The organism is Paeniglutamicibacter psychrophenolicus (genome assembly GCF_017876575.1).
Classification (GTDB): Bacteria; Actinomycetota; Actinomycetes; order Actinomycetales; family Micrococcaceae; genus Paeniglutamicibacter; species Paeniglutamicibacter psychrophenolicus.
The window spans coordinates 3373588-3389212 of sequence record NZ_JAGIOE010000001.1 but is presented as its reverse complement, the minus strand read 5'-3'; the positions used below and the strand labels follow the sequence as shown (position 1 = coordinate 3389212).

Annotated in this window: 14 protein-coding genes; all 14 read right to left on the bottom strand. The window is 70.9% G+C overall.

Annotated features, from left to right (window positions below):
* Positions 1–8: 8 nt before the first annotated feature.
* From JOF46_RS15415 to JOF46_RS15350, 14 genes are read right to left on the bottom strand one after another with little or no spacing between them, the layout of a single operon-like run.
* Entirely contained in the window at positions 9–1070 is a 1062-nt protein-coding gene (locus JOF46_RS15415; protein WP_209908470.1) for a hypothetical protein, read from the bottom strand.
* On the bottom strand, positions 1067–3805 hold the full coding sequence (locus JOF46_RS15410; protein ID WP_209908468.1) for a hypothetical protein: 2739 nt from the start codon (positions 3803–3805) through the stop codon (positions 1067–1069). Before JOF46_RS15410 ends, JOF46_RS15415 begins: the two co-directional genes overlap by 4 nt.
* Positions 3799–5823, bottom strand: coding sequence for a phage tail protein (locus tag JOF46_RS15405; protein WP_209908466.1), 2025 nt, complete (start codon positions 5821–5823; stop codon positions 3799–3801). Before JOF46_RS15405 ends, JOF46_RS15410 begins: the two co-directional genes overlap by 7 nt.
* A complete protein-coding gene (locus JOF46_RS15400; RefSeq protein WP_209908464.1) occupies positions 5816–8200 on the bottom strand; it encodes a putative baseplate assembly protein in 2385 nt (794 codons plus the stop codon). The genes JOF46_RS15405 and JOF46_RS15400 overlap by 8 nt, the downstream gene beginning before the upstream one ends.
* A gap of 10 nt (positions 8201–8210) precedes the next feature.
* On the bottom strand, positions 8211–8606 hold the full coding sequence (locus JOF46_RS15395; protein WP_209908463.1) for a GPW/gp25 family protein: 396 nt from the start codon (positions 8604–8606) through the stop codon (positions 8211–8213).
* Between the two features lie 2 nt (positions 8607–8608).
* On the bottom strand, positions 8609–9022 hold the full coding sequence (locus JOF46_RS15390) for a PAAR-like domain-containing protein (protein WP_209908462.1): 414 nt from the start codon (positions 9020–9022) through the stop codon (positions 8609–8611).
* Position 9023: 1 nt separating this feature from the next.
* Entirely contained in the window at positions 9024–9920 is an 897-nt protein-coding gene (locus JOF46_RS15385) for a hypothetical protein (protein WP_209908461.1), read from the bottom strand.
* Entirely contained in the window at positions 9917–10396 is a 480-nt protein-coding gene (locus JOF46_RS15380; protein ID WP_209908460.1) for a phage baseplate assembly protein V, read from the bottom strand. Before JOF46_RS15380 ends, JOF46_RS15385 begins: the two co-directional genes overlap by 4 nt.
* The gene (locus JOF46_RS15375; protein ID WP_209908459.1) at positions 10393–11562 is read right to left on the bottom strand and encodes a phage late control D family protein; all 1170 of its coding nucleotides are present in this window, start codon (positions 11560–11562) and stop codon (positions 10393–10395) included. The genes JOF46_RS15380 and JOF46_RS15375 overlap by 4 nt, the downstream gene beginning before the upstream one ends.
* The gene (locus JOF46_RS15370; protein ID WP_209908458.1) at positions 11559–12221 is read right to left on the bottom strand and encodes a CIS tube protein; all 663 of its coding nucleotides are present in this window, start codon (positions 12219–12221) and stop codon (positions 11559–11561) included. The genes JOF46_RS15375 and JOF46_RS15370 overlap by 4 nt, the downstream gene beginning before the upstream one ends.
* A 27-nt stretch (positions 12222–12248) precedes the next feature.
* Positions 12249–12434, bottom strand: a complete 186-nt coding sequence (locus JOF46_RS15365; RefSeq protein WP_209908457.1) for a hypothetical protein — start codon at positions 12432–12434, stop codon at positions 12249–12251.
* Position 12435: 1 nt separating this feature from the next.
* On the bottom strand, positions 12436–12945 hold the full coding sequence (locus JOF46_RS15360; RefSeq protein ID WP_209908456.1) for a phage tail protein: 510 nt from the start codon (positions 12943–12945) through the stop codon (positions 12436–12438).
* Positions 12945–15179: a phage tail sheath C-terminal domain-containing protein gene (locus JOF46_RS15355; protein WP_209908455.1), complete on the bottom strand. Its 2235-nt coding sequence runs from the start codon at positions 15177–15179 to the stop codon at positions 12945–12947. The genes JOF46_RS15360 and JOF46_RS15355 overlap by 1 nt, the downstream gene beginning before the upstream one ends.
* Positions 15180–15185: 6 nt before the next feature.
* Entirely contained in the window at positions 15186–15614 is a 429-nt protein-coding gene (locus tag JOF46_RS15350) for a phage tail protein (RefSeq protein ID WP_209908454.1), read from the bottom strand.
* Positions 15615–15625 lie beyond the last annotated feature (11 nt).

Genomic DNA, 15625 nt, shown 5'->3' with positions numbered 1-15625 from the left:
GCTGTTGGCTAGGCGATGATCAATTCCCCGAGCCCGCGCAGCTCCAGGAACACCGCCTTGATTTGGGTTCGGTTCAGGTCGGTGGCCGCGGCGATAGCCGCGGCGGTGGACTTGAGGAATTCGAGCGGCCCGTTGATGCCCGCGAGGATCAGTTGCTCCACCACGGTGCTGCGCCCGCCGATGACGATGGGCGATTTGTACATTGCCAGCACCGCGTCGGGCCGCTCCGGGTTGTTGGCGGCATCCAGGCCCGCGGCCCGGATGCGCCCGAGCAGTTCCCGCCAGTCGACGCGATCTGGTTCCTCGGGTTTCTCCTCCAGCAGGGGGCAGATGCACGATTGCAGCCAGGCCTGCAGCACCGCAACCGGCAGCAGCGCCCGGCGTCCCTCCAGCGAGAGAAGATCGGGTGTATCGACCTCGATCGCCATCCGCCCGAGCACCAGGAAGTCCTCGGCCGCGTCCAGGGGTGCGGGCAGCTCGAGCGGCACCGGCGGATCGGCGCAGAGGTAGGTGGACAGTTCGGTGCAATCGGGTGGCCTCGGCACGTGCCCCTCGGGCAGGGAGCAGCGCAGGAAGGCGGCCACCCGGTGGCAGCGCCGGGTCGGGTGCTGGTCGTTGGCCGGGTGCTCGCAGCCGTCCGGCGTCCCGGAGCGCGGTGCGGCTTCGGCATCGAGCCGGCGCACGGTGATCCATCCGGTGATCTTCAGGTCGCGGGCCTCGTCGCCCGGTGCCTCGGTGGGCAGCTCGCAACCCTGTGTGCCCGGGCCGCAGTGCTTCAGCAGCGTGCCGAACGCACCGGGAACCACCAGCGGTTCGGGCAGGTAGAGTTCCGCGCCGCCGGGGGTGATGCCATAGCCGGGGGAGATCACCACGTCCGCTCCGACCCGGCGGGGGACCAGGCCGGCTACGACGCCCCAGCCGTGCAGCATGGCCCGCAGCCGGGAGAGTTCGGCGTCGCGCGATGCACCGCCCAGGTTCAGGTCCGCGGCCTCGATGACCTGCCGCTGAAAGTAGAGCGGGGTGGACACGCCGTTGCGGGCGATGGCCAGAGGCTCTTCGATGGGGCTCATCGGGTGCTCCCTTTCCGCTTGGGTGCCGGTGGGGGAGCCTGGTCGATGGGCACCGGGGTGCTGAACCAGGAACGGAAGGTGCCACCGGGGCCACCACCGCTGGGCAGCTGACCGCCCAGGTGGGCGCCTGCGACCGGGCGTCCCTCGGTGTCGAGGATGAAGTCGGCGTAGAACACGATGCGCAGCAGCTCGCCGGATTCGAAGCCCACGTCGTTGGCCAGCAGGGCGAACCCGGGGGCCTGCCGGGCGTTGGGATCGAGCGTCCAGTTGCGCAGCAGCGTTCCGTCGAGCTCGATCTCCGGGGCGAGCGGGACCGGCTCCACCCGGGAGATGTTGGCCCAGCCAAACGTTCCGCCGTCGAATGAAACCAGGCGCTGCAGGTAGGCCAGCATGTTCCTGCCAAGTTTTTGGTCTCGCAGGAACGGCTCGGTGGACACCGGATGCTCGAAGGCCAGCGCGACGCCCAGCTCGTGCATGTCCTTGGAGAAGTCTCCCAGGCGCGGTTCGTAGGCCCCGCCGTGCACCCAGCTGGTGGCGATGATCGGGTTCACCTCGGGTAGCGCGGCGGCTTGGGGGGCGGGCAGGTCGATGTCGAGGATGCGCTGCCCGGAGGCGTCCTCGATGATCCGCACCGTGGGTTCTTCCAGGTCCGCAACGTATTGAAGCGTGGCGTCGTCAATTCCTGCCCCGTCCGTCCCGGCGGCACCATCGGTTCCGTCGGCACCATCAATTCCGTCCTTGCCGGGGTCGCCGCGCGGACCCGGGGGGCCGGTGTCGATACCGCGGTCCAGCATGCAGCGGATGATCTCACGCAGGGTCTCGGACGAGGGCACGATGCTGCGGTAGGTCAGGTTGTCAATTGCCACATCCCCCGCAAGCGCGTTGCCGGCATTGCGCATGCGCGGGGCCTGCCCGGCCAGGTAGCCGGGCAGGTGGCCGAGGATGACCACGGCGCCGGTGTCCCCGGCCGCCGGGGTGCAGCCGCAGCCGCCGGCTCCCTGCCCGCAGCCGGCGCAGTGATCCAGCTGCCGATCCAGGTGGATCGCGCAGTCGTCCTCCTGCACCTCGATCACTGCCAGCAGCCCGCGCGCCGGCTGGGTCTCGGGGTCCGCGTCCCCGGCTGCGACATACAGCCGTGCCCCGTTGCCCGTCAGCTCCAGGGCGCGCACATCCCCGTCAATGCGGATCGCATCGGCCGAGAGTTCCACCGGCTCGGGGTCCGGATCGGAGACCGACTTGACCCGTTCGATGTCCACGGTGCCCAGCCTGCCGATCCCGCCGGCATCCTGCAGCAGGAGGTAGGCGCGGGTCTCGGTGGGGGCGACCGCCAGGTCCCGCGCGCTGCCCTCCAGATGCACCCCGCGGCCCTGGCGCTCCAGCGATATCCCGTCCCCGGTCATCGCGTAGCGGTGCAGCTCCATCGCCGGGGTTTCTCCGTCCGGGTCGTTGGCCAGCAGGTACAGGTACGCATCGTCCAGGGACCAGTCCAGCCCGACCGTGTCGGTGCCCGCCGGGATGCCCGCCGGCACCGCCTGCGCCTGGGTCATCGACCCGCCGTTGAAGGCCGCGACCTCGATCAGGTACACGTGGGCCTGGTCGGCCGTTGCGGGGGCAGCCAAGGCCAGGAAGCGCCCGTCGTGGGAGAAACGCAGCATCGCCGCGCCGCGGGCGGCGGGATCACCGGGTCCGCCGAAGCCGTGGTCGAATTCCAGGGTGCCCAGCGGAGCCGGGGCGTCTTCCGGCGCGCCCCCGCCGGCCAGCCAATCCTGGATCTGGGCCGGTGCGTAGGAGCGCAGCGCTGCCGTCTCGGCATCGGGTGCGGCCAGCACCATCAGCAGCCCGGAGCCGGGGGACACGGCCATCCGCAACGTCTGGGCCGCAATCGGCAGCACCCCCGCGGGCCCGGCAGCGGTGGCAGCGGAAGCGGTGTGCCAGAACGCCACCCCGGCCTCGGGCCCGCCGTCGAACCCCAGCCCGGCGGCCAGCAGCAGCCGTGCCTCGCGCATCGCGGCGGTGTCGGTCAGGGACGCCGGGCCCTCCAGCACCACCCGCAGGTCATGGGTGTTGCGCCCGTGCAGGTACAGGTGGGATCCGCCGGCGGTGGAGTCCACCGCCAGCTGCAGCAGCCCCTCGGCCTGGTTGTCGTGCATTCCGCGCGGCAGCTGGCCGCCCAGGGCGATGGTGTGCACCCAGGACAGCTTGGGCACCATCGGGGTCCCGTCGGGCACCAGTGCGGCCGGCTCGGCGGCCAGCAGCACCAGCTCGTAGCCCTCGGCGATCCGCCCGTATTCGGTGGGGCTGCCCGGATCCGAACAGCCGGGCAGGATCGCCGGGACCGGCTCCACGCCCGAATCGCAGGCGGCGATCCCGACCATCAGCTGCCGGCTGCCATCGAGTGCTGCCGCCAGGTCGGGGTCCTTTGCCAGTTGCTCGGCCACCCGCACCAGGGTGCGCTCGGGCACCACGATCTCCCGGCCGCAGCAGTCAAGGGCCATGCCCGGCTCCAGCACCAGGTACTCGCGTTGGCAGCCGGGGGCGGGGTGCTCGATGAGCTTGAGCCCGCAGACCGTCCCGGTGCCGTGCAGCAGCGAATTGTGCAGGTGCCGGTGCCCGCGGTGGTAGTCCTGCTCGGCGATGAAGTCCCCGGCGAGCAGGAACTTGCCCTCGAAGTAGGTGTTGCGTTTGGGCTGGTGCAGGCCACAGGGCAGGCAGGAGCCGGTGGGGTCGCTCAACATGGTGTACTCCTCGTCATCGAATGCTCTGTTTGGTCCGGCCCGGCGGCGGTGGCCGCATCCTCGCCCAGCGCCCCGGAACCCAGTGAGGTGTCGGGCAGCGCGTCCAGCAGCGTGTCAACCCCGACGCACGACTGGCGGCCCACCACGATCCCGGGGCGGATGTAGCGCACCGAGGCGCGTACGTGGGCGGGCAGGTGCCCGGCCAGCAGCCCGGCGAGGGCCTCGCGCTTCGCCGCGCTCCCGGCCACCGCCAGCGGCAACACGATGGTGCAGGCGTGGGCCGTGGGCGTCGCATCCAGCGGCAGCCGACCGATGTGCGGCGGATTGGCGGCATCGACGCGGAAGTGCTCGATGACCGCTGGCAGCCCGTCGCCCAACCCGGTGTGCCACTGCAAGATCCGGCGCACCCCTGCCACCGTGCCGCGTTCGGCCGCGTAGTCCATGGCCGCCCCGATGGCCTCGCGGCGCACCGCCTCGCCCCATGCGGGGTCGAAGACCAGGCCGAACCAGCTCCCCAGCCAGTCAAGCGCCGCCCCGGCGGGCACGGTGCGCGGATCCAGCAGCCGGGCCACGTCGCGGTGCTCGGCCTCGACCTCGGCGAACACGGTGTCGAAGTAGCCCAGGAAGCGTTCCAGGAAGTGCGCGCTTTGGGAATCCTGCTGGTAGCTGGCCGGCAGCCGGCTGGCCGAGCCGTGCCGCGGACCGTGGATGTCCAGGCCGGCCAGGGCCGCGGTGGCTTCCCCGTCGCCGCGGAATTCGATCCGGATCCACAGGTGTCGCCCGGGCATCGATTGGACTTCCAGCTCCGGAACGCTCCCGGCCTCCAGGGACAGGACGCGGCTCCACGGTGCCGAGGAATCCAGCAGGGCCGGTTCCAGGAGGCTGTCCGAGGCCAGGGTGTCCACCAGCAGCAAGGTGCGTTCGGGGATCGAGGCGCGCAGCACCAACCGGTCCCAAGCGAACCCGGGGCGCTGCCCGTCCAGCGGTCCGATGCGCAGCAGCCCCGAACGCGGCAGGGCAACCCGGCGGGGCACCGCCAGCAGCGCCAGCCCGCGTTCCGGGTCGCGGCCGTCCCGGGTGGTCGCCAGCTGCGGGAACTCGATGGGTTCCAGCTCGGGGTGGCGCGGATCTTCCCAGGTCAAAAGCCCGCCAGCGGTGCGCTGCAGCGGGCCCGGGTCCAGCCGGGGCAGCTGCGCCCCCGGCAGGACGCGGCCGCGGTCATCGAGCAGCAGCACCCGCTCGCCATCGAGGACCGCCAGCACCGGGTGCGGGTCGTGCCCGGCGCCGGTGCTCGCGCCATCAACGCACCGGCAGTCGGGGCCGCACCCGCCCGCGCAGCGGCATCCTCCCCGGTGCGGGCCGGCGACGGCGGCCAGCTGGAGCGGGGAGCCCAGCGTCGTTGAGGGGTGCGGGAAACCGGGAGCGCGGCGCCAGCGCGCATCGAAGCGGTCGATGCTCCCGGCAAGAGGATCGGCGATGTATGCCCGGTTCGCGGCGTCGAAGGCCAGGGCGGTCGGTGTCCAGTGCGGGTCGGCGAGCAGGTGCCGCAAACGCGCGCTTGGGTAGGCGAGCACCAGCACCCGGCCGGCCGCCGCGTCGAGAATCACCAGGTCTCCGTTGGGGGCGAAGCCCACGTCGGTGGGTCCCAGCAGCGTGTAGGGATCTTGCGGCGGGTGCGGGGCGGGAACCGGGTCGTGTTCGTGCGCCACCGGCACCTCGCGCGCCGGCCACAGCTCGGTGAAGCCGGCGGTCCCGTGGCGGTGGATGAGCACCACGCGCCGCGCCGGGTCGGCCAGCAAAACCTCGCCATCGGGCCCGATGGCGAGACCGCGCGGCAGGGTGCGTCCGCCGAAGCTGCCGGTCGGTTCGTTCGCGGGAATCGGCTCGTACCCTGCGGTGCCCAGCCGGATCGAGTCCCCGTCGATGAGCACCGATTCGGCCCACGGTTCCGGGCCCCACCCGGCTGGTCCGCCCAGGCGCTGGTAGGGGGTCGACGTCGCCCGTGCCACGCTACTCATAGCCGCTCACCACGTCGATCGCCTCGCGCATCAGCAGCGGCAGGTGCCCCGGCGCCAGCGGGATCACATCGGGTGCCGTCGGCTCGGTGCCGGCCAGCACCAGGGACAGGTTGCGCACCCGGTGCACCCCCGGCACCGCCAGCATCACGTCGTACACGTCGCCGAGCAGGATGTCGTAGCCGAAGGGCCAGCCGGTGTGTTCCGGACCGCCGCGCAGCGGATGCAGGAAGTCCAGCAGCGCGGCATACAGTTCCTCGGCAACCGCCGAGAGATCATGGCCGGTGCGCACCCCGATGCGGGCTCCAAGACGTTCGACGCGCGTGTACTGCGGGCCGACCAGGTGCAGTTCGGTGGTCACCAGCCGGCGCGGTTCCAGCCAGGCACACAGCGCGCGCAGCGCCTCGGCGGTGGGCTGCGGGGCGGGCATGTCGCTGGCGGGCAGCACCACCACGGTCAGCGCCCCGTCCTTTTGAACGAAGCTGCCCGGGGTGTCCCCGGGGACCAGGCGCGGCAGCGTGTGGGCGCTGTGGAAACGGTGCCCGGGGGTGCGCAGTGCAAGGTCGGCGAAATCCTGGCCGGTGTGCGGGATGCCCCCGATGCGCAGCAGCTGCGGGGCCCGGTGGATCACCTGCTCCAGGGACTCGACCGGGGAGCCGCCGGAAGCCGCGCGGCTGTTGGAGACGGCCTTGACGTTGCGGATGCGCCCCTTGATCCGCGTGATGGTCCCGGGGGGAACATTGCCGATTTCCCCGCCGCCGATCCGGGAGCTTGCGGCCAGGACCAGCTGGCCGGCCTCCGGCACCAGCCCGTGCAGCCCGTCGCCGAAGCCGATGGTCCCGGCCACCGGGTCCAGCACCGCGTGCCGGTCCTCGGGCCCGGAGCCGAAGAAGTCGGGCCGCAACTCCCAGGCCGCTCCCTGGTCCCCGACGCGCAGCCCGAGGGCGGGCTCCCCGGTGGCGGGGTCCACGAGCACCGGGGTGCGGGGCAGGGCCAGGACCTGGCCGGGGCGGCCGTTGGTGCGGCCCAGGTTGTCCTCCAGCCGGGTGGCGGCCTGGGTTGCCGGGACGGTGTTGAGCGCCAGCGAGTGCAGCGGCACCGGTCCGGGCTCCCCGCTCGCGTAGGGGGTGAAAGGGGTGGCGCGGAACCAGTAGAGTTCGCGCAGGTTGGTTCCGTCCCCGGGCAGGGGGACGGCGAAGACCGAAGAAATCTGGACCCAGGCGGCGTAGGGAAGCGCCGTGGGGTCGAGCTGGTCCTCGGGCAACGACTGGATCTTGGCCCTGGTCTCGGCCACCGATTCGCTGCAGGCATCGAAGGCGAGGAGGTCATCGGGGTCTTCGACCCCCAGGGCCTCCCATTGCCCGGCCAGCCCCTCCAGGACCCCCGGCTCGCCGAGGACCTCCAACAGGTCGGCGGTGTCGCGCGGGACGGGGACAGCGCCGATGGCATCGAACAGGTCATCGGGCAACAGCCCCGGGTCAAGGGGGGTGGCGCCGGCGGGCAGTTCCAGCACCAGGTGCCCGGAGCGGCTGAGGTCAACGGTGGTGTCAAGGGACAGTGCCAACTCGCGCCAGTTGCCGGCGGCCGGGTCGGAGAAGCTGCCGGCACCGCCGCGCCCCCCGGTATACACCTGCCAGCGAAGATGCGCCACCGCCTGGCGGCCGGCGAGCGGCGGCGGGCAGGCAAACGCCGGCGGGTCGGGGAGCGGGGCGCCGGGTTCGGACAGGTCCGACACCTCGATGGCATCGACGTAGATATCCAGTGGCCCGGCCGGCAGCCGGTCCTGGGCATAGGCGTCGGCGGCCAGCCCGGAGGCCAGGAACGGGCGCAGCAGCAGCCCGAGGTAGATCGGCGTTGTCGCAGCCGGGTCGAAGGGCATGAACCCGTGCAGCCACTGCAGCGAATCCTCGTACCGGGTGACCATGGTGTGCCCGGGGCCGGAGGCGGGGTTGGGAACCAGCATTGCGCCGATGTGCGCGTTGAGCCCCGGCAGCGTGCGGTCGGTTTCGAAGACCACCTCGGATTCCAGGTCGGGGTCCTCCACCGCGACCTGGGTGTGCAGCGGCACCGGAACGCTCAGCGGGTCCTGGGGCTTGTCCAGCTTCTCCAGCTCGAAGCCCAGCTCGGTGCGGGCGGCGGTTGCGGCATCGGCGTGGATCCCCAACAGGTCCAGGAACTTCACGTAGTTCAAATCCGGGACCCGGTTCAGTTCGTGCAGGATCGTCTCCGTCATCCAGGCATGCAGCTTGACCAAGGTCATGCCGGGGTCGGAGTCGTTGAAGTTGGTCCATTCCGGGGTGTAGCGCGGGATGCGCTCGCGGGCCTCGGCGACCAGGTCGGCGAAGGTCCTTGAATCGAGTATCGGGCGGGGCAGTGTCATGGCGTGCTCCTCACACCGATCGTTCATTGATGTAGAACGGGTAGACGATGTTGCCCTGGGCGTTGTTCGCCCGCACCCGGTAGTCGACCTCGACCAGCAGCGCGTTCGGCTCGTCGTGGTGCGCCGTGGCCACCACGCGCAGCACGTCGATGCGCGGTTCCCAGCGCACCAGGGCGGCGCGAACGTCCGCCTCGATCCCCGCGCGGGTGGCTGCCCCGCCGGGGGCGAAGACCTGCTCGTGGATTCCGCAGCCGAAGGCGGGCTCCATGATCCGGCTGCGGCGCGGGGTGGAGAGGATGATCCAGATCGCCTCGGCGATCGATGCCTCCCCGCCGGAGTAGTCAAGACCGCCGCGGGCATTGACGCGGATCGGGAAGCGCCAGCCGGTGCCCAGGATGTCGTTCATCCTCAACCACCCACCAGCACGGTTGGCAGGCCCACCATGACCTGGCCGACCGCGTTTCCGCTTGAATCGGTCTTTGACAGGCAGTTCTGCGCGGTGCTGTCGCCTTGGCGCACGATGCCCTGTCCGTTGGCCTTGACGGTGGCGGACGCCGAGCCGAAGATGCAGGCTCCCAGCTGGGCGCCGTTGGACGCGGCCTTGCCTGTGCCGGCCTCCCCGCCGGACGAGGAATCGATCGAACTGCCCTTGAGGACCACCGGCTTGCCCCCGGCGTTGACGTTGCCGGCAACATCCCCGGCCGCGGAGAGCTGGGCGATATTCGGGTAGGGCATGGGCACCATGGACGGACCACTGGGCGTGTTGAGCACATCCGGGAATGCGAAGCAGATCCCCGTGGTGGTGGCGATTGGTTGTGCCATGTCAGTGGCTCCCCTCCAGGACCTGGAGCATGCGCCAATTGGCGGCCGGCTCCGTTTCCGGGTCCCATTCGGCCCGCCACAGCAGCAGCATGCGGCGCTGCTGCGGGCGGACAATCAACGTGTCGCATTGCAACGGCACGAGCCCGGCGACCTTCCAATGCCGTGCCGCATCCGGCCCGTGGCCGCAGTAGGCGCGCAGCCGGACCGTGTATTGGAGTGAATCGGGCAGCAGGAACGCGTATTCGCGCACGCTGCCTGCATCCCCGTGGGTTTGCTGGCGAACCGTGACCAGCGCTCCGGCGGGCAGGGGGATTGTGTTGTGGTCACCGGGCGTGGCATACACCGGCGGGCCGCTCTCGCCCGCCCGGTGGGAGAAGTTGTTGAAGCGGGCATGGTAGGCCGCCGGAAGCGGCGAGTCCGCGTCCCCGCCCAGGTCCTGAAGTGCACGCGGGGCGGTGGAGCGCGGAAGCCAGCCGAACAGGTTGCGCCGCGCATCGCCCGGGGCCGGAACCACGGTTTCGTCTGCGACCCTGCGCTGCATCCAGGTGACCCCGTTGACCTCGACATCACCCTCGACGCCGGTGCCGTCGGCGCTGTGGAGCACCCAGCCGGCAACCACAATGTCGCTGCGCGCCTTCTCCGGGGCGATATCCGCCTCATAGGCCGCCTCGAAGGTGCCGGCGGCGGTGGCGGGGAGGTCTGCGTAGGCAATGGCCGCTGCTTCACCGGTTGCCGCAGGCACCGGAATGTTGCTGCCCGAGGCCCCGGACAGGAGGTCGTAGGCGGCCTTGAGCACCAGCACCCCGCGAACACGCTCGGCGGCCCCCTGGGTGCGGCGCAGGGTGCCGGCCAGCTCGGCGGCGGCCAGGTGGTTACGGGCGGGCAGTTGGATGATCATGGGTTCAACTCCACGGTTGCGCCCTTGATGGTGGTGGTTCCGGCGGCCTCGAGCCGCAGGTCCTTGCCGGTCTTGATGCTGATCCCCTCCGCGTCCATGCGGATCTCGTTGCCGTGCTTGTCGCGCAGCGTCACCCCGGATTTTTCCCCGTCGATGAGCACCACCGCGTTGCCGTCCCTTGAGGCGATGATCCGCTGCAGCGGGTCGGTGGACGCGGTGGCGTCGCCGCCGCCGTAGATGAACCCCAGCACGATCGGGCGCCGCCCGGCGAACGCCACCACGGCCAGGTCCCCGACCTCGGGCACGAAGCAGAAACCGTGGCCGTCCCCGGCCATCGGGGAGGAGACGCGCATCCAGTCGGTTTCCACCCCGGCCGGGTGGTCGAGGCGCTGCACGCGCACCTTCAGCCCGTCGGTTTCCGCTTGGGTTTCCACCACGGCGCCCAGCACCAGTGCGGGGGACAGGTCCTCGCTCATGCTCCCAGCACCTCCTTGCGCACCGCGAAGGTGGTGGTGTAGCCCGAGCCGCCGATGGCGTGCACCGCCTTGGTGATTCGGTACGTGCCGTCGAAGCGCGCCCCCAGCGCGGAAAGCCGCAACAGCGCCCCGGCGCGCAGCTCGGGCAGCCCCACGGTGGACCCGTTGCCGGTGATCAGGCTCCCGGCCAGCTCGCGCAGGTGGGCATCGGCGGCCTTGATCGCATCCTCGGCGCTGAGCACCTCGTCGGGCTTGATGACCTCGCGAATCCCCCGAACCGCGGATTGCAGGTCCGCGACCCCGGCCGGGCCGATGGCGGCCGGGTCCAGCCCGATGTCGCTGAAGCGGCGTATGACGTCCTGTTGCCGGTCCGCGGCAGGCACTTCCGGGTCCCCGCGGCGGACCACCACCTCGGCGACGGCCGCCGCGGTGGAGAGCACCGGGGTGAATTCCTTCAGGCTCACCCCCCAGCGAAGCTCGGCCACCGGTTCGGCGCCCGCGGGTGTGGGGGCGGCCAGGAACAGCCCGGGCGGATCACCGGGCTCGGTGACCATGAGCAGCCCGTATTCCTTGGCCCGGGTGGCGATTTCGTCATACAGCGTCCCGTCGATGGCTACCCTTTCGTGGGACTTGCCCTCATTTTCGAGGGCGGCGAAGCGCACCTTGATGTTCTCGTCGGCGCACAGCCGCGCAATGATCGCCTTGTCGGTGCCCGTGTAGTTGCCTTCGACGTGGATTTTCTGCAGCCCGCGCTGGAAGGCCTCCAGGGCGCGCACCCGGCAGGTGGGCACCCCGCTGGCCGGGAAGGTGGGGGAGAGCGAGACCACCTCGCCGCGCAGCATCAACGGCAGCGCACCCTCCTCGACGTAGCCGAAGTGCAGGTCCACCCGGGCGCCGGGTTCGAAGTTCGGGACCGTTTGCCCGCTGCCGGTGCCCATCGGCGACGGGCGGCCGTCGGGTCCCCATGGGCTGGAGTAGCGCGGATGCAGGGCCTCGGCGTCCCAGTCGTAGAGCGAGAAGTCGAAGGAAGAGATGACCTCAAGTTCATCGGTGAAACTCACCTCCAGCACGTCGCGGGTCACCGCCTGGCCGAGGTCCGCGCCGTTGAGGACCAGGCTGAAGGCCGGGGTGTGGAATTGGCGGTCGGCGAAGAACGGCTGGCTCATCGGAACTCCTGCAGCGGGGGAAGTTCCAGCCGGGTGCCGGGGACAAGGTCGCGCACCTCGGTGAGCTTGTTGTGGGTGGCGATCAGCCGCCAGGCAGCGGCATCGGCGTAGGCGTCGAAGGCAATCAGCGGCAGGTTCTCGCCCTGTTGCACCACGTGGATGCGGGTGTGGTCGGCCGATTGCAGGCTGAGCGCGGTGATCTGCGCCTCGAGGTTCGCGTACTGGCGCAGCGACAGGGTCACCAGCGCGCGCAGCGGTTGGCCGTCCGTGCCAAAGAGCGTGTAGCGCCGCGCCACCGAGAGCACCACGGCCAGGAAGTGGGTCTCGGATTCCTCGCTGGCCCCCAGTGAGGGCCCGGGGAAGTCGGTTCCCCAGGCCAGGCGCACCAGTGGCGGTGCGTGGTTTTCCGGTTTGATGGTGGCCAGCTTGTACAGCTCGCGCACCGCCGCGGTCACCGATCCGGTGGAACCGTCGGTGGCATCCAGGAAGATCTCCAGGCTGGTGGTCTCCGCCTCGCCGCGCACGAATTGCTGCAGCGGCAGCTCCAGGCCGGGGATCTGCACCTCGGCGTAGTTCGCACCCTTGGTGAAGGCCAGCTCGGTGGGGGCGTAGGGCACAGTGATGGCATCCCCATCGGTTTCCCGGCCGTTGGGTTTCATGGGTTGCAGGCTCAACTGTGCCATGGCTCAGAGCCTGCGTTTCACGCGCGGGGCGGTATCGGCCGCGCGCTGGGACTCGATGCGGCGCTCGGCCTCCAGCGCGGTGCGCACCGCCTCGGTGAGGCGGGCGATGAACGCCTCGTCGCGCAGCAGGTCGGCGGCGGGCCCGGTCACCCGGGCCTGGATGGTGCCGATGTGCAGGTCCACTGCCATCTCACACCCCCAGCGCGTCGGCGGCCCCGGCAAGGGCCGCACCGGGGCTGAGGATCAGGGTGAGCCGTTCGTGGGCGATTTCCAGCTTTTCGATGGCCACCGCGGAGGTGGAGGCGTTCAGGGCCGGGCCCGACCACTTGACGGGGATCCCGTTCTCGAACCTCCAGGCCTTGATCGGGATGCGGGTCTCGTTGGCCAGGAACACCAGCCCGTCGCGTCGGCTGCCGGCCCCGCGCAGGAATTGCTCGTGCCACAGGTACAGGTCCTCGGAGAACCCGATCCCGCGGCTGAGCACCAGGTTCGGGAAGGTGGCGGTCCCCGGGAACTGGAAGACCCTGTCGTTGATGCCGCCTGCCCGTCGCGATTCGACGCTGATCTCGCTTTCCAGGCCCTGCGCCTCGCTGAACCCGCCGAGCACCAGGGCGCCGAGCGAGGTGGCGGATGCGATGAAGTCCGGGGCGTCGGTTTCGATGAGCGTGATGTAGAAGTTGTAGGCCGGCAGCGGTTGCATCAGGACTCCTCGGTGATGGACAGGGCATCGTAGGCATGCCCGATGCGGAAGGTGATGAACTCGTAGGGCACGGTCGGGGCGATGTCCACCTCGACCAGCAGCACTCCCGCGTCGCGCTGGCCCGGCGGGTTGTTGGCCGTATCGCTGCGTACCCGGAAGGAAGCCTCCGGGGTGGGCCCCGCCAACGCCCCGGCGCGGTGCAGCCGGCCCAGGAACGTCTCCACGGTGCTTGCCACGTAGTTGCGGGTGAATTGGTGGTTCGGCTCAAACACGATCGGCGCCAGGATCCGTTCGATGGATTTCTCGATGGCGTCGACGAGCCGGCGCACCGTGGTGAATTGCCACTGCGGCTCGCCGGCCAGCGTGCGGGTGCCGTAGAGACGCAGCCCGGCGCCGGGGAAGATGCGCACCGCGTTGACCCCGGCGGGGTTCAGCAGGCCCTGGCGCTGGTCGTCGATCGCCAGCGCGGCACCCTGGACGTAGCGCAGCGGCCGGTTGGCCCCCGAATGGTGGATGCCTCCCGCAAGTTCCGCCGCGGCGTAGGCCCCGGCCACGTGCCCGCACGGCGGGCAGGGGCGTCCGCCCGCGGCATCGGGCAGCAGCAGCCAGGGGGCGTTGAAGATGCCGCGTGGGCAATCACCGAGCCGTGCGGCCCAGCCCAGCAGTTCATCGACCTCGTCCTCGGGCCCCGGGGGGTCAAGCAGCGCCATCTTGTAGCCGCCGACCACCGCGGGATCGGACATGGCAAGCTGCACCGTCAGCAGCGCCTCTTCGCCCAGCGGGGCCGGGGAAGAGAGCCTGGAGAGGGTGAAGAGCACCGGGTCGGTGTCGTGGAATGCGGAGGACTGGGCGGGAACATCGAGCGGGGCGTATTCGCGGTGGCGCAGCCGCAGCGCCAGCACCCCGGCCGACACCGGATCGAGCACGAAGCCGCCGTCTGTCCCGGTGACGGCCCGGCCCCCGGGGCCCGCGGCGTCGACGTCGACGCCGGCGACCGGGTGGATGCGCCCGTCGGGTCCGATCCCCAGTACCTGTCCGACCAGCCTGGAGGTGGGACGTTCGGAAAGATCGCGGCAGTCGACGGGTTCGGCGGCAAGGGTGGCGATCGGCGGCGGGAGCGTGGCGGCCAGGACCGCATCGGGGCAGGCGACAAGCGCCGCGTCGGGCAGTTCGGCGACCCGGCGCAGCGCTGCCAACCAGTGCATGGCTCCCACCTGCTCCAGCCCGTCGGTGCCCCCGGTCAGCGCCACGGTGCCCTCGGGAGGCCAATTGCGCGGATCCGCCCAGTCCACGCGCGCCAGCAGCGCTGCGCCCTGCTCCCCGGCGGCCTCGATCCATCCACCGGGCACCGGCAGGCGCGGCACCGGGAGAAGTGCCAGATCCCGGCACTGGGACTGCAAGGTGGGTACCAGCGCCAGGGAGTGCCCCGGGTGCGGGGCCAGGGCGGCGAAGCGCTGCACCGGCACGGCGTCCAGGAAGACCTGCACCTCGAATTCAACCGAACCCACCCGGATCGGGCGGGCCGGATCGAATCCGTCGAGCACCGACTCGGAGTCCCAGCGCACCACCGAGCGTTCGCGCTGGATCCCGGCGGGCACCGCCAACACCCGGTGCAGGGAAGGCCCGTGCTGCTGGGTCAGCTCCAGCACCGATGACGCCTCGATGCCGGCCAGCGAGCGCAGCAGGGACGCCGGGCCGCGGGCCACTGAATCGATTATGGTTTCGGTGCGGGCCAGCGCCGTGCGTGCAATGCGCAGCGACAGCCCGTTGCCCCAGCTTCCGGGGTCGTCGCTGCGGGCTCCCTCGCGGGCCAGCTGGCGCTCGAAGACCTGCAGCCAGCCTGCCGCCTCGGCCGCGTCCAGGCCGGCCAGCTTGCGCGGGTCGATCATGGGCCACGGGAAGGAGGCCCGCGCCTTCCAGAGCAGGTTGCCCGCCGCGGGCAGCGCCGTTGCGGCCGTGCCGGTGGCCCCGGTGGCAATCCGCAGCACGTAGGCGGCCCGGCCCCCCGTTTCGAAGAACCCCTTCAGCGCATGCCACAGGTGGCCGTAGCCGGTCGACGGGCCGAAGACCGCCTCGAACTGGGCCATCGAGTAGATCCGTGCCGGGGCGTTCACCGGGCCGCGCACCGCGTAGCCGCACATGGCCGGGACATCCCCGCGTGCCAGCCGCCCCGGCGCCCGGATCGGGGCCAGCGGCTGGCGGTAGAGGCCCGGGGCCAACGGTGTCGGTGCCATTATTTCCTAGACCTGCGCCATGTATTCGTAGACCAGCACGATTTCTTCCAGGGCAGCCTCGTTGGTGGTGGCGTTCATCGGGGACGGGGTGTACTTGGAGAGCCAGCCCTCGAAGAACTCCCAGCGCAGTTGCGGCTGGCGGGCCTCGTCGAGCAGCACGATCGCCCCGTTGCGCCGTTCGGTCGCCCCGTCCAGCGTGGTCTGGCGCCAGTCCCACAACTCGCGGTTCAGCGTGTGGCCGCGCTTGAGGGTGATGTCTCCGTACTTGCTCAGGCCCGGCAGCTTGCGCACCCGGGAGACATCGCTGCCTTCGCGGTATTCGATGATGTCGGACTCGGCATTCATCCCGGTGACCTCGCTGAACCCGGCGGAGGTCACTCCGTTGATTTCGACCAGGAAATTAAACTGGGCGAAGGGGTCGTTGCGTGGGCTCATGGTGCTTCACT